The sequence below is a fragment of the Roseivirga spongicola genome, assembly GCF_034376045.1.
Taxonomy (GTDB): Bacteria; Bacteroidota; Bacteroidia; order Cytophagales; family Cyclobacteriaceae; genus Roseivirga; species Roseivirga spongicola.
Genome location: NZ_CP139724.1, coordinates 1,393,837 through 1,407,765, shown reverse-complemented (window position 1 = coordinate 1,407,765; position 13,929 = coordinate 1,393,837). Strand labels below are relative to the sequence as shown.

Sequence of the window (13,929 nt, the reverse complement as noted above, 5' to 3'; positions counted from 1 at the left end):
AGTAATTACGCAAATACTTTCTAAAGGATTGTAAAACAATTGATAAACAGGCTAATAAAGTTTCTGTTTAGTCAATTTCTAGTACTATCGGGCAGTGGTCTGAATGAAATGCATTAGGCAGAATTGTAGCAGATTTTAGCCTTGTCTTTAGAGGCTCGGTGGCCATGTGGTAGTCAATTCTCCATCCCTTATTATTGGCACGGGCATTTGCTCTGTAGCTCCACCAAGAGTATTGATGTGGCTCCGTATTAAATTCTCTGAACGTATCTACAAATCCAGATTCTACATATTGAGTGAGCCAAGCCCTTTCTTCAGGTAAAAAGCCTGAAGAATTCTTATTAGATACGGGGTTATGAATGTCTATTTCTTTGTGTGCTATGTTGTAATCTCCACTAATAATAAGGTTCGGTACTTCTTTCCTGAGCTCATCCACATAAGTTTGGAAGAAGTCTAACCACTCATATTTGAAATCTTGGCGTATGTCTCCGCTAGTACCACTAGGCATATAAACCGACATAACAGAAAAGTCTTTGTAATCGGCTCGTAATACTCTGCCTTCATTATCATACAAAGGGTTTCCACAGCCGTGTTCCACGTGAAGCGGAGTGTGTTTAGTGAGTATTCCTACTCCAGAATAGCCTTTTTTCTCAGCATTTTCCCAGTACATCTGGTAACCCAAGTCTTCATAAAAGTCCTCTACTTGTTCTGGATTCGCTTTAAGTTCTTGCAAACAAAGAATATCAGGGTTTTCCTCTTCCAACCATTCTCTAAAACCTTTTCTTAAGGCAGCTCTAATTCCATTTACGTTGTAGGAGATAATTTTCATGCTTCGATTTTTAATTCGTATTCCTTCTCAAAATATTCTAGCACATGCATTTTGAGAAGCTTTTCCTGATCCAATAGATCAAACTTGGGTAATTTCTTAACGGCACTCCAATGAGGCCAGCCTTCTTGATCTACACTTTGTAGCTCATAATAGCCAGAATAGCTCAAAACCTTGCATATTGCTATATGCATTAGGTCTTGCTTCTCTTCCTTGCTAAAAGTTTGAGGGCCCCTTCCTAGTTCCTGGACTCCAATAAGAAACAGAACTCCATTTAGGTCTTTCGGCCTTTTACCGATAGTGTCTTTGAGCGAAGTCATCAACTTAGCCCACCTCACATGAAGTTCTAGATCTTTTTTATACATTTTCTTCTTGTAGTGCCTCCCAATATTCTACGGCTCTTCTCAAATGAGGAATTACTATGGTGCCACCAATAAGGTTGGCAATAGAGAAAGCTTCATATACTTCTGCAGATGAGAGTTTGAGGTCGTGGCATTTGCCTAAGTGATATCTTACGCAGTCATCGCACCTTAAAACCATCGAACAGGCAAGCCCTACAATTTCCTTGGTTTTAACGTCTAGAGCACCTTCGGCAAAAGCATTGGTATCTAAATTAAAGATACGCTTGAGCACTTTATTATCAGCTGCCATGATCTTCTCGTTCATTTCAGCTCTGTATTCATTGAAATTTTGAATAATACTCATTTCTAATTTAATTATATTGTTGGAAATGAACCTACACAACTATTTTACAGATTTCTTATCTCTTATTTATCCGAATCTGTGTTTGGGCTGTGATGACCCTCTTCCAAAGGGCAGCAAATATATATGTCCTAAATGTCATTACAATTTACCGAAGACTAATACTTACAAACTGCAAGACCACATATTTAAGGACAAGTTTGATGGAGTAGTTCCCATAGCTCATGTTTTAGTTTATACTTACTTTATTAAGAATGGAATTATGCAGCATGTTCTGCATGATTTAAAGTATAACGACAATAGAGAAATTGGAGTGATGATGGGCAGATGGTTTGGTCATGACTTACTACTGGGCGGTTATTCCGATAGCTTCGACATGATAATACCTGTTCCGCTTCATACAGAAAGACTAAAGAAAAGAGGGTATAACCAAGCTGCAGCTTTTGGCTCTGGTTTATCTGAGGTGTTAAAGGTTGAACAGAGAGAAGATCTGCTTATTAGAAATAAATACATTGAATCTCAAACGAGGAAATCTAAGGTTCGAAGAATTCAGAATGTTGAGGGTATTTTTCAAGTTGAAAGAGGCAAAGACCTATCTGATAAAAGTGTGCTTCTTGTGGATGATGTACTGACTACTGGTTCTACCCTGATTGCCTGTGCAGAACCACTGCTTAGGGCTGGTATAAAAAACCTGAGTATAGCGGTAATGGCTGGTGTAAAATAAAAAAGGTGACCGAGGCCACCTTTAATATCTATTGAATAGAATTCCTTATTCTCTTCCACCAATGCCTAAGAAACCGTTGGACTGGTCCAACTGCTGAGTTCCGATTGAAATCATAGCACATCTGAAACCAATGGTGTTAGTAGATCTGTCAAGGTCCAAATATCTTCTAGTACCTGGAGCCATCCAGTAAGCAACATCTTTCCAAGAACCACCCTTGTAAACTCTTGCTCTGTCATTAACTAAAGATCTGTACTCAAGATTTTGATTAGCAGCAACACTATCTTTAGAGTCTAGTGTTTCCCAACCGTAATCGGTTTCTGGGTCATTAGTCCCGTCTTTTCTAACAGGGTTAAGGTCGTCAAAGTCTCCAAAAGAAAGTGGTCTGTAAGTATCAAATACCCACTCACTCACGTTTCCTGCCATATTAAACAGGTTGAAGTCGTTTGGCTCTCTGCTTCCTACAGGCTCAGGAATTACTGAAGCATCGTTATTAATGTTTCCGGCAATACCAGCATAGTCACCTCTACCTCTTTTGAAGTTAGCTAGTAATTCACCTCTCTTTTTACCGTAAGGGTTTCTTACACCTCTACCATCCCAAGGGTAAATTCTTCCGTATTCTTCATTTTCATCTAGGTAAACAGTTCCTACGGTTGCCTTAGCAGCGTATTCCCACTCTGCTTCATTAGGTAGTCGGAAATCAGGAAGATAAATTCCTCTTTCTATGAATCTTCTTCTGTTTTCAGGTAGGTTGATGTACTCTACAACTTCTTGCTGAAATTCATCGAAATCGGCAATTTCAATCTGCTGGCCTTGGCCACTATTAACATCTCCTATTGGTTGACCACCAATAGCTAATTGGTACTCACCAGAAGTCTCATCTTTAATAATGAATTCATCCGTGAACTCTACCGGAAGGTCTTCATAGTCCATATCGAAGATAAGGCTCAAGTTTACGAAGTCCGTTCTCCATTTACAGAAGTCTGCTACTTGTCTCCAAGAAACTCCTACTACTGGGTATTTATTGAAACCAGGGTTGCTGTAGTAGTTTTCAGCATAAACATCATTAAAAGAGAAGTCACTAGCCCAAACATCGTCTGAAGGAACAATGTCCTCATAGTTCTGTGGGTTGCTCTTGCTATGAGTTGGTCCTGTATAATCAGGAATCCACTGTGCTGGAGGCGTACTTAAGTTGGCATTATCTGGATCATCCGGATCGATGATATTTGTAGATTTTGGAACAGGGATGTCTTGAGGGTTGAATTGGAAGAACACATATTCTTTCCAGTTACTGTTGGTTACCTCAGTTTCATCCATAAAGAATGAATTCACCGTTACTGTTCTTTCAATATTGTCTCTAGAACCGTAAAGATCTTGTTCAAAGGAGCCCAAAATGGTTCTACCTCCTTGAATGAACACCATACCCGGAGGGCTTGGTAATTCCTGATCGTCATATGGTCTATAGCCTAAAAGGCTTTTTTCTGTGGCATATTCAGCACCAGTGGTGGCACTAACATTGTCTTTTTTTCCTAGCCCCAGCAGGGAGCAAGATGTTGCTGAGAATAGCACAGCCACTCCCAGTAAACCCGACTTTAATTGACCCACGCGTGTTTTCATCATCGTTTAATTTCCTATGTCCAGGTGAAACTTGAACATGCTAATATAAGCTTATGAACAAATCTATCACAATCTGGCACTCAGATTCACATCCTCAACGCCAGTTTGACTCTAATTATTTTCAAAATTACAGAGATTTGTTCCTTAAATCACTGGTGATGATATACTTCTAGCTTTGTTAATGATTATTTAATCTTTCTTTAAGTGCCTCAAGCCCATCTAAATCAGTTGATCAGTTCATTAAACCATTCAGTCAATAACTGACCCTTACTTGACTGGAATAAGCTTTCTTTGAATTATGAATAAGAATAAGCTGTATTGGTTGCTGCAGTTTGGCGGTTGGTCAGGTCTTATGCTTACCAATTTCTTGACGATGGTAATGATTATACCATTCCTTCAAGCTTTTGGAGCCAACTTCATTTCTCTTTTGCTTGGGGTTTCTATAAGTCACCTCTACAGAAAGTTTGTTAAGAAAAGAAATTGGAAAGACATTAAGGTTCCGAGACTTGTCCCTAAAGTGTTTTTAGCCAGTTTGTTGCAGGGCCTTATAATGACGGTACTTTCTCTAGCTGCGCTAATAGGTATCTTCGTTTTAATGGTACGCTCAGACCCTTCTGCCATGGATGCGCTTCTAGGAATTCCGCCAATAGAAGGTGTAGATGAAGAGGTAATGGAGCTTATTAGAGAAGCAACGGCTAAGAACTTTTCTCCGGGAAAAATCTTCGTTTTTCTGTTTAGCTATATGGTCAGCTTTGTTATTTACTTCATTAGCTGGTCGGCCTTATATTTTGCTTATCAATACATGCAGAAAACCAGAGAGTTTGAAATTGAAAAGTGGAAACTATCCGCTTCTGTTAAAGATGCTGAACTCAATGCGCTAAAAGCACAAATTAACCCTCACTTTATTTTCAACAGCCTGAATAATATCCGGTCTCTAGTGGCAGAAGATGGTGAAAGGGCAAGAGATTCTATTACTCATCTTTCTGACTTACTAAGATTTTCCATCCAGTTCGATCAGTATGAAAAGGTATCTCTCGAGAAGGAACTTCAGGTAGTAAAAGACTATCTTAACCTAGAAGCTATTCAGTTAGAAGAACGATTAACTTATAGGATTAACATAGATAAGGGATCTAAGGAAATTATGATTCCGCCTATGATTATTCAAACCTTGGTAGAAAATGCGATTAAACACTCAATTAATAATTTACCTAATGGTGGAGAGATAATAGTTGAGTCTAAACTAAGTGAAGAGTTTGTGAATATTTATGTTAAAAATACCGGTCAAATGAAGGTGAATGGCACTAAAGGAGAGCGCAGAAGGGGAATCGGTATAAATAATTCCAAAGAAAGGCTTAGACTTCTTTATGGAGAAAAAGCCAGTCTGACGGTTGAAAATATGAATGAAAAAATGGTTTGTGCCACCGTTAAAGTTCCAATCAAATAAATTATGAAGACACTAATTGTAGATGATTCGCGCCTAGCCAGAAATGAGCTGAAAAGACTGCTTAAAGAGTTCGATAATGTGAACATTATAGGTGAAGCGGCCAACGTAGATGAAGCACTAGATAAAATTGCAGAGCTAAAACCTGACTTAGTATTTCTAGACATTCAAATGCCGGGCAAAAGTGGCTTCGATTTGTTAGAAGAGCTGGAAAGTGTACCAGAAATTATATTCTCAACGGCTTATGATGAGCACGCCTTAAAGGCTTTTGAGTACAATGCCCTTGATTATTTAGTGAAGCCTGTAGAAAAGCAGCGCTTGGCTGGAGCCGTTTCTAAGGTGTTTGATAAAATTAAGAAGAAGGAAAAGGAAGAAGAAAACGGAGATGATAAGCTCACTATTCACGATCAGGTGTTTGTGAAAGATGGTGAGAAATGCTGGTTTGTTCAGCTTTCAGATATCAGGCTTTTTGAAGTAAGTGGAAACTACACCACGGTCTACTTTGGTGATTCCAAACCAATGATTACCAGAACTCTAAACTACCTAGAATCTCGATTAGACGATAAAACATTCTTTAGAGCCAATAGACAGCAGATCATCAACCTCAAGTGGATTGAAAGAATTGAGCCTTGGTTTAGTGGAAGCTTGCGTATTTACCTCAAGGGTGGCGAAGAAATAGATGTTTCAAGAAGACAAACTCTTAAATTCAAGGATTTAATGAGCTTCTGATGGCATCCAAGGTCGATTTTCGAAGAGCAAGTTTTGAATTTTTATCCATTGTCGTAGCGGTGGTTTTAGCCATGGCTTTGACAGAATGGCGTCAAGATGCTTTAAATAATAGACTTGCCGAGAAATCTTTAGAGAATATAATCGCAGAGATTAAGGACAACAGAGAAGATCTTTTGTTAGACTCTGCCAAAATCACTAAAGACTTAATATTTATGAGAGGCTGGATTTCCGCTTTTGAGGAAAAGGGGGAGAAAGGTGAGTTTAGTCTGAATTTCGACTATTCATTTCTCAATAGAGCAGCTCTGGATGTTGCTATCAATAACCAGTCAATGACTTTTATTGATTTCGATATTAATATGGAATTGGCTGAGATCTATAATACACAAGAGTTCTACTCTACAAAGGCACTAGATGTTTTTGATGCCATGAGTGACCTAACAACCAGTACTCACCACACAGAAAGTCCAGAATTTCTTGCCAACGTCAAGGGCTTCCAGTTCCAGCTGGGTTTGGTAATGGGAAGCATTAATGCCTATTTGAAGGAAACTCAAGACTTTCTTAAGGAGCATGATTTGGAGTCTAAATAGACTTCAAAAACTCAATTCCCTGTTTCACATCCGAAACATTGTTCACTGTAAGAATTAGTCTGGTTTTGTACTCCTTCATTTTACAACGCCTTGGCTGGCCTTGAACATAAGCGATGATTTTTCCGAATGTCTCTGATTGGAAGTAAGCTTCTTTTTCTGAAGGCACGAAGTAGCACTTCATGTTTTCATTTTTCAAGGTTAACTTTTCAAAACCGAGCCTTTCTCCTAACCAACGTAGTCTAACGGTTTCAATCAGTTCTTGAACCGACTCAGGAATTGGGCCAAACCTATCCTTTAGGTTTACAATAAACTTCTGAAGCTTTTCTTCATTCTTGATGTTATCTAGCTTGGCATAAAGGCCAATTCTTTCGGTAGTATTTGATACGTAACTGTCTGGGATTAGAATCTCCAGATCTGTTTCTATAGTACAGTCTTGAGCCACTATTTGTGCGGCTTCTTTCACCAAATCTTTGGTAAACAGGTCTTTGAACTCGGTTTCTTTCAGTTCTTGAACTGCTTCATCCAGAATTTTATGGTACATCTCAAAACCAAGGTCTGAGATAAACCCACTTTGTTCAGCACCAAGAAGGTTTCCTGCTCCACGAATATCAAGGTCTCGCATAGCTACCTTGAAACCATCACCTAAATCGGAGAATTCTTCCAAGGCACTTAACCTCTTTCTTGCATCGCTTGTCAGGCCAATAGTTGGAGGTGTAAGCAAATAGCAGAAAGCTTTTCTGTTTGATCGTCCAACTCTACCCCGCATCTGGTGCAGGTCTGAAAGTCCAAACATGTGTGCGTGATTGATGATGATGGTGTTGGCGTTAGGAATATCAAGTCCAGACTCAATAATGTTGGTAGAAACCAATACATCATATTCGCCCTCAATGAACTTTACCATTCGCTTTTCTAGCAAGGGGCCATCCATCTGGCCATGTGCTATGCCAATTCTTGCGTCAGGCACTAATCTTAGAATGATATTACCTACCTGCTCAATATCATTGATTCTATTGTGGACTAGGAATACCTGCCCTCCTCGCTTTAACTCAAAACTTACAGCATCACGAATCAATTCGTCATTGAAAGTGTGGATTTCAGTAGTTACTGGCTGTCTGTTTGGTGGAGGAGTGGCGATAACGCTCAGGTCTCTCGCACCCATAAGTGAGAAATGAAGTGTTCTTGGAATTGGGGTCGCTGTTAGGGTCAGAACGTCAACATCTACTCTAAATTCTTTGAGCTTGTCTTTTACTTTTACCCCGAATTTTTGCTCTTCGTCTATAATCAAAAGACCAAGGTCTTTAAACTCCACATCTTTGTTTACAATGCGATGAGTTCCGACCAAAATCTCTGTTTTTCCTTCTTTAACCCGCTTTAAGGTATCCTTAATCTGTTTAGTAGTTCGGAAGCGGTTAATGTATTCAACCTTAATTGGGAAGTCGGCCAAACGCTCAGAGAAAGTTCTGAAGTGTTGCATGGCCAAAATAGTTGTTGGCACAAGTACAGCGACCTGCTTTCCATTGACCGCTGCTTTAAATGCTGCTCTAATAGCCACCTCTGTTTTACCGAAACCTACATCGCCACATACTAGTCGATCCATCGGGTGCGGTAACTCCATATCAGCTTTTACGTCTTCGGTTGCCTTGGCTTGGTCTGGCGTATCTTCATAAATGAAGGAAGATTCTAGTTCTGCTTGCATGTACCCATCTTTCGAGAAAGCAAAACCTGGTGCATCTTTTCGCTTGGCATAAAGGTTAATCAGGTCTTTGGCAATGTCTTTGACCTTCCCTTTAACACGCTTTTTCTTGTTCTCCCACTCTGGTGAACCGAGTTTACTGATAGAAGGTGGAGCTCCTTCCTTGCCAGTATATTTAGAGATTTTGTGAATGGAGTGAACACTCACATAAAGCAAATCATCATCGCGATAGACCAAACGGATGGTTTCTTGCATTTTGCCATTCACATCTACCTTTTCCATACCAGCAAAACGTGCCACACCATGGTCTATATGCGTAACGTAATCTCCAGGCTGCAACGATCGCAACTCCTTCAGCGTAAGTGCTTTAGATTTAGAGTGCTTGGTTTTCGTTTTGTATTTATGGAACCTATCGAAAAGCTGATGATCGGTATAGCAGAGCACCTCTCGATTCTTGTCTATAAAACCGCTTCTCAAGCCAATATTAAGGGCTTGTACCTCAAGTGTTGGGTCTAGCTCTTTGAAAATAGTTTCTAATCTGTTGAATTGAGCCAATGATTCGGCAGCAATAATTAAATTGCTGTTTCTCATCTGCCATTGGCCAAGGTTTTCAACAATCAGGTCGAAGTTTTTATTGAAAGACGTTTGTGGCTCGGCTTCAAACTGAAGCTCAAAATCCGTTTTTAAGTAAAAGCGGTTGCCAAATTCAATCTGCTGAAAGCCATCTAGTTCTTTTTCAAAGGTCTCGGTTTCTTCAAATAATTCAGCAGGGCTGAGCACCACTTGAGTATCTGTTACAGAGAGAACTTCATCGAAATTGGCTGTCGCTTTCTGAAAGTATTTTTCAATGGTATCGAGCGTTTGCTGATAGTCTTTGAACCAGATTTTCGAGTTTTTAGGAATAAAGCTTAGGAAAGATTGGCGTGTTTCTTCCAGCAGGCGTGTTTGCACATTAGGAATCACATTGATTTCTTTAATGCTATCTTGGCTTAGCTGAGAAACAGGGTCGAAAGTTCTAATGCTTTCAATCTCATTTCCAAAGAGCTCAATACGGTAAGGCAGGTCATGAGCGTAAGAATAGACATCTACAATTCCCCCTCTCACTGAAAACTGGCCAGCTTCATAAACGAAATCGGCTGGCTCAAAATCGTAAGTCTGAAGTAGTTCGGTAAGAAAGGCTACGTCTAGATTCTCCCCTACTTTGGCCGAAAACGTATTCTTGTTGAGTGATTTCTTATTGATTACTTTTTCCGTTAGCGCTTCCGGATAAGTAACAATTAACTCACCTGTTGAGGCCTTGTGGTTAATTCGGTTGAGAATTTCAGCCCTTTGGAGAATATTGGCATTCTCTGTTTCATCGAACTGGTAAGGTCTTTTATAAGAAGTGGGGAAGAGAAGCACTTCTTTCTCTCCTAACAGGTTTTGGAGATCGTTTTGAAAGTAGGCAGCCTCTTCTTTATCGTGCATTACAAAGATGCAGGTTTGCTTATTGAGCTGATAAACCGATGCTGCAATTACTGCATCTAAACTACCCACTAAGCCCTTCAGCTTAATGTGAGAAGTTTCATTGGGTTTTATCTTTTCCGCAATGGTTTGAACCACTGGTTCTTCTCTGTAAATCTTTATGAAATCTTTGACCTTCAAGCGCTAATAAGTAAATGGGTTGCAAATGTATGAATAATCGGCTAGGTAAGTCGAAAGGCTAAAAACCACTGAAGTAAATTAATTGTTTCCATACATAACCCTTTCGTTTATTTAAGTGTTAAAGGCGCAATGAAAAGGCAAAAAGAAAGACCAGACCTGAGAAAAGAGGCTTTCAATAAAATGGAGCAGATGCACCCGCACGAAGTGCTGGTATATGTTGGCATGATAGGTAGCGCGGTTATTTTCCTGTTTACTATAGTTGCCTTTACTTTATCGCAGCCCCTACAAGCTGAGTTCTTAAAAATGGAATTCCCAAAGTCCTTTATCATCAGCACTTTTGTGTTGTTGCTTTCTAGTTACTCGGTTACTAGAGTAATGCCGGCCTATTTGGCCGATGATTTAGAAAGTATAAAGAAGTGGTTGGGAATAACCTTTTTACTTGGGTTGGTATTCGCCTGCTTTCAGATAACGGGCTGGAAGGAGCTGCAAGCCAGCAATATTTTATTTACAGGAGAACGCTCTGGAGCCTATTTATATGTGATTTCCGGATTGCATGTTATCCACATGGCTGGGATGATGATTTTTCTTCTGTATCTTCTCCTAGAGGCTCATAGCACGTCTAAAGACGTTGTGAAGCACTTGCTGTATTCCACAAATCCTTATCAAAAAGTAAAGTTTAAGCTACTTTCTAATTGTTGGCATTTTGTAGATGCTGCCTGGGTGGTTATCTTTTTTTATTTCCTTTTTAGTTTTTAGCGTAAAAAAGGCCGCGTGACCAAACGCAACCTCTAAGCAATAGACTTATGAAGAGTTCTTAACCTTCAGACCTTAATTGAAGGATATTACCTTAATGTCTTCCCACATAACGAATTTAGGATCTCCACTTCCGCTGAAAACTAGCACACCGTCATTGTCTTCATTAACATCTCTGGCGTCACCAAGAGTAAGTTCTGTTCCATCTTTTAATACAACGGTTGAGTAGTCCCAGTTTTTAGGAGTGATGCTTTTGATAGACTCGAATGGGATGATGTACTCCACATCGTCATCTTTTCCTTGAAGCATTTCGAAAGTAAGGGCTTCATCCAAATCGAAGATGATTTCACCTGATAACTTTTCGCCATTAGTAGTAGAAACCGAGCCAGAAAGCTTTTTCATTCCAGCAAAGTCTGAATACTTTTTAAGGCTATTTGGTGCGTCATTAAAAGTGACTTTTTTGAACTCTCTCCAAGGAATATCTACTCTGCCGAAGCTTGTAGTTACTATGATACCTCTGTTTCCTGAGTTTACATCATTGGAACCTCTTAGGTACATTTCTCTTCCCGATTTGGTAACTACATTACTACCCGAACCTTCTCTTTCTATAGAAGTAAGGTTTCCGAATTCAATCTGCACATCACCATCTCTTGTATCTCCATCCAAAATATCTGTAGAGAGTCTTTCATCGTGGTCCCACTGAATTACTCCTGTAAGCTCGCCACCGTAGAACTGAACAGTTCCGTATAAGGCTTCTCCCATTTTTGAACTTAAATTCGATGGAGTATTCATGAATTCTATAGATTCAATTCTGCTCCAACGGAAACTGGTTTCGCCTAATTCCTTATCCATTACTCTAACTTCTGCACCGAAATCGTTAGAGCCGTCTTCCACATATATTTCATCACCGTTTCTCAGGGTAATTCTTACTTCCGATCTTCTGGTGATTTCAATTTTAGAGATATCGCCAAACCTGGCTTGAAACTCATGAGTAGTTTCATATCTATTTCGATCGTTGCCCCAGCTGACCCAAACGTTTCCCCAACGGTTTCTGTCTCTAGACTTATCCCTGAGTGCTTCCTTATCTTCTCTAGTTAAATAGCGATAGTTTTCATTGTCTTCTTTAGTTCCGTTGAAGATATCTGTCCAATAAGCTTCTTCTTTTCCCCAGCGAATCTGACCTGTGTAAACATCGCCATCAATGGTAGTAAGCTTTCCGTAGATAAATCCTTCGTTTGCGCTCATGCTGGTTGAAATGATGAGCATGAGAAGTGTTAGTGTTGCTGTTTTAAATTTTGAGTTCATGACCTTTGTTTTAATTGACAGGTCAAAACTGTTTCAAAAACCAGCGTAAACCAATGAGCTTTAGTTATATCGGGGAATGCTTAAACTGAATCGGGAGGAAAGACTACCGAACCGGAATGGCAGATTCAGCCTACTGATCTAACCACTGCTTGAACAGCGGAGTTTTATCGGAGCTGATCACAATGTCTTCACCAGATTCAGGCTGAAGATCTAGCTTAACTCGGCCTTTGAAATATGGATGAATATCGCTTACCGAATCGAAATGAACGATGAATTTTCTGTTGACCCTGAAGTAGTTATCTGGGTTAAGCACAGTTTCCAGTTCTTCTAAAGTTTGGTCGAGCGGTAGCTTTTTGCCTTCAAAAGTCACCAAATAAGTAAGCTTATCTTGCGAGTAGAAATAGGCGATTTGTTCTACAGGAATGGCCTTTATTCGTTGGCCATACTTCACCAAAAAACGTGATTTGTACTGAACGTTGCTTCCCTGAATAGCTTCTCGAATTTTATCGATATCTAATGACTGGGAACTGCTACTGGAAGTTCGCTCATCATACTTCTGCAGTGCATTTTCCAGTTTCTGTTTTTGAATTGGCTTTAACAGATAGTCAACACTGTTTACCTGAAACGCCTTGATGGCATATTCGTCATAAGCAGTGGTGAAAATGACCGGGCATTTAATAGGGTGTTGGTTGAAGATTTCGAAACTAGAACCATCTAGCAACTGAATATCACTGACAATCAAATCTGGCTCCTCATTGTTCTGAAGCCACATTAGCCCAGCTTCAACCGACTTCAGCGAAGCAAGAATTTCAGCGTTAGGCCGCAAGTCTTGAATCAATTCAATCAATCGCTCAGACGCGAGCTTTTCATCTTCAAATACAACTACTTTCATGTTTAATCGTCCAGTTCTACCAGCGGAATCTTCACAATAAAGTTCTCAGGGTTCTGAAATACCTGAACCTTCTTATTGGTAAAGTAAGAATATCTCTTCTTAATGTTCTCTAGCCCGGAGTTATTGCTGTTTTTAATTTCTAGCTTTTTCGGCTGATAATTATTCTTGACTACAATGAATCCATTTTGGCTGGAGATGTGAATTTTCAACGGTCTTATTTCAGAAATGGCATTATGCTTAATGGCGTTCTCAATAAGCATTTGCAATGTAAGTGGAGGCAGATACTTTTTGTGGTCGGGCGTTTCAACATCAATAAATGTCTGAATAGTGTCTTCAAAACGAATCTCTAATAAGTAAAGGTATGAGGCAATGAAGCACAATTCATCGTGTAGGGTAACCAGCTCTTCTTTGCTGCTCTGAAGTATATTTCGGTACACATCTGCAAACTTCTCTAAATAACTTTGCGAAAGGTCTTTGTCTTTACTGATCAGGGAAGACAAAATATTGAGGTTGTTGAATAGAAAATGTGGGTCTAGATGGTTTTTAAGCGTGGTTAGCTCTGCTTTAACGGTTTCTTTTTGAAATTCTTCAGAGTTGAGTTGGGCAGTTTTCCAGTTACTCAAAAACTGAATTCCGAAGTTGATGGAGATGGTAGGTAGCAGCACCAAAATTCCCAACACATTCATGGTTAGCATCTGAGACTGATTTGGCGGGTCTACCGTAAGGCCAAACTTGAGTGCCAGATAACTGATGTTAATAATTAAAAGGGAAATCAGAATCCCTAGGCTCAATTGCCAGTAAAAGCGTTTGTTGCCAAACTTTAACCAAGGCATTTTTTTATCAAGCTGAACAGTCAGAAATCTATTGCTCAACCAGATGAGCGCTAAGGTCAGTGTTATCCAACCTGCGGTCAGGTATAATTCACGCTCAGCATTGGTGAGATAGAGCGTAAGGAACACTCCACCGGTTAACACCAATGCTAAAATGAGTTGAATAATGAACTTTCTGCTGAGTTTCACGGT

General features: G+C 39.7%; 13 protein-coding genes. 5 read left to right on the top strand and 8 right to left on the bottom strand.

Annotated features, from left to right (window positions below; translation table 11 throughout):
• Window positions 1–67: 67 nt before the first annotated feature.
• Genes T7867_RS06370 through T7867_RS06360 form a run of 3 tightly spaced genes read right to left on the bottom strand, consistent with a single transcriptional unit; the run spans window position 68 to window position 1,528 of the window.
• On the bottom strand, window positions 68–826 hold the full coding sequence (locus T7867_RS06370) for an exodeoxyribonuclease III (protein WP_068216970.1): 759 nt from the start codon (window positions 824–826) through the stop codon (window positions 68–70).
• Complete coding sequence (locus T7867_RS06365) at window positions 823–1,188, bottom strand: hypothetical protein (protein WP_068216968.1); 366 nt, start codon at window positions 1,186–1,188, stop codon at window positions 823–825. Before T7867_RS06365 ends, T7867_RS06370 begins: the two co-directional genes overlap by 4 nt.
• Complete coding sequence (locus T7867_RS06360) at window positions 1,181–1,528, bottom strand: carboxymuconolactone decarboxylase family protein (RefSeq protein WP_068216966.1); 348 nt, start codon at window positions 1,526–1,528, stop codon at window positions 1,181–1,183. The genes T7867_RS06365 and T7867_RS06360 overlap by 8 nt, the downstream gene beginning before the upstream one ends.
• A gap of 25 nt (window positions 1,529–1,553) precedes the next feature.
• Between T7867_RS06360 and T7867_RS06355 the strand changes: the two genes are divergently transcribed.
• Window positions 1,554–2,249: a ComF family protein gene (locus T7867_RS06355; protein ID WP_084375567.1), complete on the top strand. Its 696-nt coding sequence runs from the start codon at window positions 1,554–1,556 to the stop codon at window positions 2,247–2,249.
• A 45-nt stretch (window positions 2,250–2,294) separates the two neighbouring features.
• Here the strand turns inward: T7867_RS06355 and T7867_RS06350 are convergent, their stop codons facing one another.
• Window positions 2,295–3,866 carry an SUMF1/EgtB/PvdO family nonheme iron enzyme gene (locus tag T7867_RS06350; RefSeq protein ID WP_068216962.1) on the bottom strand — a complete coding sequence of 524 codons (1,572 nt, stop codon included), beginning with the start codon at window positions 3,864–3,866 and terminating at the stop codon, window positions 2,295–2,297.
• Window positions 3,867–4,161: 295 nt separating this feature from the next.
• On the opposite strand from T7867_RS06350, the gene T7867_RS06345 reads away from it, so the two are divergent.
• The 3 genes from T7867_RS06345 to T7867_RS06335 are packed head-to-tail and all read left to right on the top strand — an operon-like array spanning window position 4,162 to window position 6,620.
• Window positions 4,162–5,307 carry a sensor histidine kinase gene (locus tag T7867_RS06345; RefSeq protein ID WP_068216954.1) on the top strand — a complete coding sequence of 382 codons (1,146 nt, stop codon included), beginning with the start codon at window positions 4,162–4,164 and terminating at the stop codon, window positions 5,305–5,307.
• Window positions 5,308–5,310: 3 nt separating this feature from the next.
• Entirely contained in the window at window positions 5,311–6,033 is a 723-nt protein-coding gene (locus tag T7867_RS06340; protein WP_068216952.1) for a LytR/AlgR family response regulator transcription factor, read from the top strand.
• Window positions 6,033–6,620, top strand: a complete 588-nt coding sequence (locus tag T7867_RS06335; RefSeq protein ID WP_068216949.1) for a hypothetical protein — start codon at window positions 6,033–6,035, stop codon at window positions 6,618–6,620. The genes T7867_RS06340 and T7867_RS06335 overlap by 1 nt, the downstream gene beginning before the upstream one ends.
• Here T7867_RS06335 and mfd read toward each other — a convergent pair.
• Complete coding sequence (gene mfd / locus T7867_RS06330) at window positions 6,613–9,957, bottom strand: transcription-repair coupling factor (RefSeq protein WP_068216947.1); 3,345 nt, start codon at window positions 9,955–9,957, stop codon at window positions 6,613–6,615. The two genes, T7867_RS06335 and mfd, sit on opposite strands and share 8 nt — an antisense overlap.
• Window positions 9,958–10,086: 129 nt before the next feature.
• Between mfd and T7867_RS06325 the strand changes: the two genes are divergently transcribed.
• The gene (locus T7867_RS06325) at window positions 10,087–10,713 is read left to right on the top strand and encodes a cytochrome c oxidase subunit 3 (protein WP_068216945.1); all 627 of its coding nucleotides are present in this window, start codon (window positions 10,087–10,089) and stop codon (window positions 10,711–10,713) included.
• A gap of 72 nt (window positions 10,714–10,785) precedes the next feature.
• Here T7867_RS06325 and T7867_RS06320 read toward each other — a convergent pair whose 3' ends face one another.
• The 3 genes from T7867_RS06320 to T7867_RS06310 form a co-directional block, all read right to left on the bottom strand.
• Entirely contained in the window at window positions 10,786–12,015 is a 1,230-nt protein-coding gene (locus tag T7867_RS06320) for a hypothetical protein (protein ID WP_068216938.1), read from the bottom strand.
• A gap of 130 nt (window positions 12,016–12,145) precedes the next feature.
• Window positions 12,146–12,907: a LytR/AlgR family response regulator transcription factor gene (locus T7867_RS06315; protein WP_068216928.1), complete on the bottom strand. Its 762-nt coding sequence runs from the start codon at window positions 12,905–12,907 to the stop codon at window positions 12,146–12,148.
• Between the two features lie 2 nt (window positions 12,908–12,909).
• Window positions 12,910–13,926 carry a sensor histidine kinase gene (locus T7867_RS06310; RefSeq protein WP_068216926.1) on the bottom strand — a complete coding sequence of 339 codons (1,017 nt, stop codon included), beginning with the start codon at window positions 13,924–13,926 and terminating at the stop codon, window positions 12,910–12,912.
• Window positions 13,927–13,929 lie beyond the last annotated feature (3 nt).